At 69.1% G+C, this 4,997-nt stretch carries 7 protein-coding genes; 3 read left to right on the forward strand and 4 right to left on the reverse strand.

Annotated features, from left to right (window positions below; genetic code table 11):
* The 3 genes from ABZU75_RS45200 to ABZU75_RS45210 form a co-directional block, all read right to left on the reverse strand.
* A partial coding sequence (locus ABZU75_RS45200; RefSeq protein WP_355569343.1) for a cobalamin-dependent protein occupies positions 1–1,608 on the reverse strand: 1,608 nt, incomplete at its 3' end.
* 72 nt (positions 1,609–1,680) lie between these two features.
* A complete protein-coding gene (locus tag ABZU75_RS45205) occupies positions 1,681–2,268 on the reverse strand; it encodes a 3'-5' exonuclease (protein WP_355569347.1) in 588 nt (195 codons plus the stop codon).
* A 131-nt stretch (positions 2,269–2,399) separates the two neighbouring features.
* On the reverse strand, positions 2,400–2,735 hold the full coding sequence (locus ABZU75_RS45210; RefSeq protein ID WP_355569350.1) for a hypothetical protein: 336 nt from the start codon (positions 2,733–2,735) through the stop codon (positions 2,400–2,402).
* On the opposite strand from ABZU75_RS45210, the gene ABZU75_RS45215 reads away from it, so the two are divergent.
* Positions 2,734–3,108, forward strand: coding sequence for a hypothetical protein (locus ABZU75_RS45215; protein WP_355569352.1), 375 nt, complete (start codon positions 2,734–2,736; stop codon positions 3,106–3,108). The two genes, ABZU75_RS45210 and ABZU75_RS45215, sit on opposite strands and share 2 nt — an antisense overlap.
* On the forward strand, positions 3,105–3,641 hold the full coding sequence (locus ABZU75_RS45220; RefSeq protein ID WP_355569355.1) for a GNAT family N-acetyltransferase: 537 nt from the start codon (positions 3,105–3,107) through the stop codon (positions 3,639–3,641). The genes ABZU75_RS45215 and ABZU75_RS45220 overlap by 4 nt, the downstream gene beginning before the upstream one ends.
* 128 nt (positions 3,642–3,769) lie before the next feature.
* Here ABZU75_RS45220 and ABZU75_RS45225 read toward each other — a convergent pair whose 3' ends face one another.
* Positions 3,770–4,498, reverse strand: coding sequence for a transposase (locus tag ABZU75_RS45225; protein ID WP_355569358.1), 729 nt, complete (start codon positions 4,496–4,498; stop codon positions 3,770–3,772).
* A 39-nt stretch (positions 4,499–4,537) separates the two neighbouring features.
* Here ABZU75_RS45225 and ABZU75_RS45230 point away from each other — a divergent pair, with 39 nt between their 5' ends.
* The gene (locus ABZU75_RS45230) at positions 4,538–4,858 is read left to right on the forward strand and encodes a recombinase family protein (protein ID WP_355569361.1); all 321 of its coding nucleotides are present in this window, start codon (positions 4,538–4,540) and stop codon (positions 4,856–4,858) included.
* The last annotated feature ends 139 nt before the right edge of the window (positions 4,859–4,997 follow it).

The raw sequence follows: 4,997 nt of genomic DNA on the forward strand, positions 1-4,997 counted from the left end.
TCGCTGGAGCTGCCGGGGTTCACCACACTGGATGCGATGGCCACGACCATCCGGGCGCGGGTCAACGCCGAGATGTTTGCCCGCGTGGTCGAGCGGATGGGGCCCGATGGCCGAGAGCGCATCGGGGCTCTGCTGACGACGGCGGGCCCGGACGGAAGGTCGATGTTCAACCGGCTGAAGAAGCCGGCCCAGCGTCCCGTCTGGACACGCTTTGCGGCCCAGGCCAAGTACCTGGATGAGATCGACGCCCTGGGCGAGACCGGGGCGTGGCTGGAGGGCATCGCCCCCACCGAACAGGCAGCGGCGCAACCCGTGGTCGACCAGGGTCCGCCACAGATGACCCCGGTCCACGTGCCAGGCGCGATCCTCGCCGGGCCGCACCACCTGATCGATACGGCAAGAGGTCTCCCACCGGAAGCCGTGAGTGTGCAGCGCTTGAGAGATTCCCAGCGCCCGGTCGGCGGCGTCGTCGCCGCGGCCGAAGAACTCCTCATCGACCAGATACAGGGTGCGCGAGACGTCCGGATGCCGGTCGAAGACGTCGGCCAGCTCGCGCAGCACCCACGGCAATCCGTCCAGGGCGGCGGCGCCGGCCCACTGCCCCTTGTGCCCTCGGGGACAGAACGAGCAGCTGCTCGCGCACCCGCGGGAGCATTCCAGCTGGGCGACGCCTCCGGCGTCGAACGTCTTCTCCAGCAGATCCAGTTCGGGCCAGATGTCGGTCTGGAGCCGGTTGGAGACGGTCGCGGTACGCCGGGCCGGGCCGATGCCCATGGTGCCTTCCCCGCGCTGCACGGAGCCCCGGTAGCCGATACCGCGAACCTCGCCCAAGCCCAGGTCGCCGTGCCCGTAGGCCAGCACGTCCTGGATGGTGGGCTCCCCGGCCGCGCGGGCGATCAGCAGGTTCGGGTACCGCGCCAGCAGGAGCTTCTCGTTACGGGCGGTGAGGCTACCGCCGGCCACGACCAGCGGCGGGTCCGCCAGGCCGGTCAGGTGATCCATCAGGGTGGTCATGAGGTCGTGCTGGCCGAACGTCGCCGAGATTCCGACGATGTCCGGCCCCTCGGCTTCGATGCGGCCGACGATGTCGTCCAGGGTCACGCCGAGCTGCATGTCCATGAGCTCTACCCGCCCCATCAGTGTCGCGCGGGCGGCGCGGGCGACGTCGCTGATGGCCAGTGGGAAGCGCGGCAGGGGGAAGTACTCCGGGTGGTAGAGCGCTACGAGCAGCAGGTGAGGCTTCAGCAGCCGGTGCAGGGTGCTCGCCGCCACGTCGGTTCCCGACAGCCAGGAGTCCGGGCGGGTGAGGGGCAGCCGGCCGCGGGTCCACGCGGGCCACTGCCTCGTGCGGTGCTCCTGGCCGGACAGGTCAGCGATCGTCCACCCGCTGCGGGTCGCGTTCTCGACCAGGAGCAGACGCCGGTCCAGGCTGCCGGCCACCACCGCCCGCGTGGGGAGGCGTTCGGCCAGGAGCTGGTGCAGGGCGGTCGGCCGGTGCAGCAGGGGGGTGACGTCCGCCGCGGTGACCGGCGGGACGCCGGTGGCGTGGTGAACTGCGGCGATCAGCCGCTCACAGGAGTCATGTGCAGACGTGCCGGTATCAGGCATCTTGGCCTCCTGGCAGGGGTCCGGGTCACGGGGGTTGGCTACGTTCTTCACACAGCAGGTGATTGCACGTGGTCAGGTCGTCAGCAACGACAGCCCCTCGGGGGCCAACTCACTGACGCGGGACTCCCACGCCCTGATCAGTACGGGAAGCAGCAGGCCCACGCCGACCGCGTCCCACAGAGCACGCTGGGCAGGTACCTCGGCCGCGAGGCTGCTGGTCTGCTCGGCCAACTCGTGCCAGCGCAGCAGCGCCGTCAGGCTCCGGCGCTGCACGTCCGGGCGGACGATCTGCGTCAGGTGCAGCGTGTCAAAGCAGACCACGGGCTGCACGTCCGGGCAGTACTGCGCCAGGAGCCGCCACGTTTGGTTGACGTCGTGGCAGATGATCGCCCGCCCCGTGAGCCGGGCGGTCAGCTTCGCGCGGATGTACGGCAGGGGTGGCCCCAGCGCCAAGATGTCGTTTTCCAGGCCCGGCGGGATCGACGGCCGCGGCGCGACGGACCGGTGCGGGTTGACGATCGAGTGGTAGGCGCCGCCCATGTGCGGGCGGCCCTCCAGCAGCGGGACGACCGCGACGTCCACGATCGCAGGGGACACGCCGCCGCTGATTTTTACTCCGAGGGCGGTCAGCGGCAGCTCGTGCCACGGCTGATCATGCATAAGGATCTCTTTCCGATCGAGGCAGCCGGGAGCCCGCAGAGGGGGCGGGGCGGGCTCCCGGCCGGCTGGCCACGTGGAGCAGGACAGAACGGGGAAGTCTGGCTACACGCTCCCGGGGCTTCTTCAGGGGGTCAGTTCTCCTGCGAGGCGCCGGCGCGCAGGGCGAGATGGAAAGCAGCGATCCGGCGGGCGGCCTCGGCGATGTCGTCCAGCGGGGCGCACTGCTCGGCATTGGGCTCCCGCTGGGGCTCCCCCGCGCGCTGCCAGGAGTAGAGCGGGCCGTCCTCACCGGAGGTGACGCATATCGTGACGTCGTTCACGATATGCAACCGTGTTCCCTGGTCATAGCTGATCGAGGGGTAAAGCCGGTGAGAGTGCAGCTCCGTTCGGAGCCTCTGCAGGGCGTTCCCACCGTTGATGATGTCCTGCAGAACCTCGTGCGCCGGTGTGCTGGCGGGAATAGTCATGACTGCCTTCCTGGCATGGGGATATGCGCGTCAGACGGGGGCGACGTGCTCGGCCGGGACGTCGGCCAACAGCCACCAGTCCGCGGCGTCGGCTCAATCGGACGCGCTCGCCTCCTACTCTTCGACCCGCTCCCGGCAAGGAGCGCAGATCCGCCTGCATCAGGCCGCCTCAGCAGTCCGGGAAGGGGCCGTTTCCGAAGGGCTGCAATACGCCGCCTCGATCGTCGAAAGCCTCGGGCCTCATGTGACGCAGTTCGTGCTGCACGTCGCTCACGGTGTGGCTGACGCTGTACCGGCGGGACACAAGACGCATCGGGCCATCGTGGAATATCGGGAACAGTTAGCACTCACGGCACCGAAAGAGGACAAGTGACCGACGTTGATTTCCGATGCTTGACCGGTAGGGCCGCCGCTGAAGTACTCAGCGCCGAGTACGTCGACCTGTACGTGGCGGCCTACGCCGAATGGCCTTATCTGTCCGGGCCGCTCTACAGCCCTGAGCGATACGCGGAGCGCACAAGCCGGCAGGTGATGCAGGACAGCTTCGTTCTGGTCTCGGCCAGGTCCAGGGGACGGCTGGTGGGGTTCTCCTTCGGGCTCAGGTTCGGCGCGGGCCTGTGGTGGGGCGGAGAGGCCGCCCCTGCCCCTCCGGAAGTGGTTGAGCCGCCCAAGTTCGCGGTGATCGAGCTGGACGTCGCGGGCACCCATCGCGGGCGTGGCATCGGCCGGCGGCTTCTGGAGACACTGCTGGCCCAGCAGAGCGCCCCGTACGCGACGCTGCTGGCCGACCCCGACGCCCCGGCCCACGCCATGTACCAGAGGTGGGGGTGGCAGGTGGTGGGCCCCGTCCGGGCCGCGCCCGACGCCCGAACCTACGACGCGCTGGTGCTGGATCTCAACAGGTAAGGACCGAAACGCCGGCACGGGCCTGGCGCAACGAATATGCGCAACAAGCGGCTCGCAGGGTGGGGCTACTGTTAGATCATCAGGTATGGGATCTCCGGCTCTGTTGCTGATCTCGGGACGGTCGACCTTTAGGTCCGAAGCAGGATCCGCTTTCGGAGTAGATCGAAGTTAGCTCGCCCATAGCCCTGCCGCTTGATCAACTTCACTCGCGTGTTCTGTCCCTCGGCCTGGCCGGAGTTCCAGGGAAGCGACATGCCGGCGACGATGGCGTCCATGTCGTAGCGCAGGCCGTCAGCGAAGCGGTGCAGGTGAGGCAGGTCGTCGTGGTGAACCCCGTCGATCCAGCCGGGCAGTCGATCACCGCGTAGGTCACGCATCATGACCGCGAAGGCGCGGACATGACGCAAAGTGGCCTCCAGTTCGGGACAGGCTTCGCGGACCTGCTTGAGTTCGAGAGCATCGTCGGGCCGCAGATGATCAGGATGGCTCACGATCCACGCGGTGATCGTTCGGGGCTTGGGAACGGGCCTGGGCGGTGGCGGCGCGACGCTGCCCTTGCGCAGCAGGCGGATGTAGCGATCGACCGGGCTGGAGCTGCCTTGGTATCCCAGGGCCTGGATCTCGCGGAACAGCAGGCAGGCGTTGTGACACCCGCTGCTGTAACGGTCGTGGAGATACGGCTTGTAGGCGTCCAGCATCGTGGTGCGATGGGTAGCGGCGACCAGTAGTTCCTCCAGACTGGCGGCGCGGGCGTAGCGGCGGACGGTGTAATAGTCCAGGTTCAGGTCGCGGCTGATGCCCTTCAGCGAGCGGCCCCCGGCGCCCAACTCCTGTACTTCGGCGTACCGCGTGGTCATCCGGGCCACCAGGGCACGTTCGCGGCCGTTGACGTCCAGGTGGCCATCCGGCGGGTCGGGCGACTGGTCTTCCACGTCTTCGCCGCGCTGGCCGAGTTCATCCGCGAACTCATCGTCGTCGGCACCCGCGAGGGCCTGGCCGCGGCCAAGGCACGCGGCCGGGTCGGCGGCCGCCCCACCGTGGTCACCCCCGACCTGCTGCGCGCCGCCCGCGACATGCTGTCCAACCCCGAACACTCGGTGACCTCGATCGCCAAACTCCTCGGCGTGAGCCCGGGAACCCTCTACAACCACATCCCCAACCTGCGCGAGCTGCGCGCCGCCCGCCGCCCCGCCGAACTGCGAGCAGGCACCCGGTGATCCGCACCCCCTAGCGGGCCAAAGGCGGCGCCGCCCAGCTCGGGGCCGCGCTGCCGGGACAGCCCGGCCCGTTCGGCATCCGCCCGGAACCGACGCCGGAGCCCACCTCACAGGACACCGCCCAGGAGCCCCTGCCGCC

It is taken from the genome of Streptosporangium sp. NPDC005286, from assembly GCF_040607515.1.
Taxonomy (GTDB): Bacteria; Actinomycetota; Actinomycetes; order Streptosporangiales; family Streptosporangiaceae; genus Streptosporangium.